The organism is Curtobacterium sp. B8, assembly GCF_000333315.1.
Lineage (GTDB): Bacteria > Actinomycetota > Actinomycetes > Actinomycetales > Microbacteriaceae > Curtobacterium > Curtobacterium luteum.
The window spans coordinates 1-1,385 of sequence record NZ_BACW01000002.1; the positions used below are offsets into that span (position 1 = coordinate 1).

At 72.9% G+C, this 1,385-nt stretch carries 2 protein-coding genes; both read right to left on the reverse strand.

The window, feature by feature from the left end; all coding sequences use genetic code 11:
- On the reverse strand, positions 1 to 716 hold a 716-nt coding region (locus I59_RS00015), incomplete at its 3' end, for a DUF4397 domain-containing protein (RefSeq protein WP_022902111.1).
- A gap of 98 nt (positions 717 to 814) precedes the next feature.
- A partial coding sequence (locus I59_RS00020) for a hypothetical protein (protein ID WP_222834971.1) occupies positions 815 to 1,385 on the reverse strand: 571 nt, incomplete at its 5' end.

A 1,385-nucleotide genomic window follows, 5' to 3' on the forward strand; every position in this document is an offset into this window, starting at 1 on the left:
CGGGGTGGCGCGGTGGCCGCGGCGTCGGTCACGGGCACGACGGTGAGGTCGCCCTTGCTGTCGTCGAGGACGAAGAGCGTCGAGACGGTGTTCCCGGCGAGGTCGACCTTCGCCGTGCCGCGCTGTCCGCTGCCGGAGACGTCGAGCGTCCACTTGCCGGACTTGACCGTCGCGTAACCCGTCGCGGTACCGAACGTCGCGTCCTCCGCCACGGCGGTGCCGGTCGAGGTGGAGACGTCGACGCGCTTGGCCGTGGTGGCGGCCTGGACGAGCCGGAGCTTGGCCTTGCCGTCGCCGGGCTGCTGGAGGTCGTCCTTGAACGCGGTGGTCTTGAGGTCCGAGTTCTTGCCGTACGCGACCACCGTGCCGGCGTCGCCCGCGCTCACGGTGACGTCCGTGGAGATCACCGGGGTGGAGTCGGGGGCGTCGGCGGCCCGCATCGAGAGGACGTAGGTGCCGACCGGCAGCTCCTGGTACGGGCTGACCTGGCCGTAGGTGACGTCGTCGAGCTCGAAGACCTTCTTGCCACCCGACAGGCTCGACAGTTCGACGTCGACGCCCTTCGTGTCCGGCGAGAGGTGGCCGACGCGGAGCCAGCCGTCCTGCGGGGTCGCGGCCGAGGCCGCCTGCGGGGCGAGGCCGACGGTGGCGGCGACGAGGGCCGCGGCGAGGGTGCCGACGACGACGGGACGTGCGGTGCGGGGACGTGCGGTCATGGTGGTGCTCCTTCGGATGGAGGTGCGGTTCGGGTTCGTGCTGGGGCGGCAGCCCGGCGCGCCGCGGTCGGCGACGCACCGGGCTGCCCGGCGCCGGGTCAGGCGGCGGTGGGCGCCGTGGTCGGGTCGATCGGTGCGTAGGTCACGACGAGTTCGGTGCCGTGCCGTTCGACGGTCGACGGCCGGTAGGTGTCGGACATCGCGTCGAGGATGCGCTCGACCCGGGTCGCCTGGGCGGCGTTGCCGGCGTGCAGGACCACGCGACGGAACACCTGACCGGTCTCGCCGGTGAGCGGGGTGAACCGGTCGACGGCGACCCGCTGGTCGGCGAGCACCTGCCCGAGCGCGATCATCGCCCGGCTGTCGACCTGGCCGGCGCGGAACTGCGACCGGGTGCCGGCGTCCGCCTCGAGCGCGGGGTTGGCGGCGAGCTCGGTGCCCATCGCCTTGCGCTGGTCGGCGGCCTTCGTGATCGCCTGCTCGGCGGCCGTCTCGCCCTCGGAGTGGATGCGTCGGACGTCGACCTGCTGGTCGCCGGTCCCGAACACCGCCACGGAGGTCGAGTTGCGGATGGCCTCGGCGACGTCCGTCGAGGAGTTCCCGCCGGTGCGCATCGAGTCGGTGGTCACGACGTAGTCGGAGTCTTTCAGCCGTTCGGCGACTGGCGTT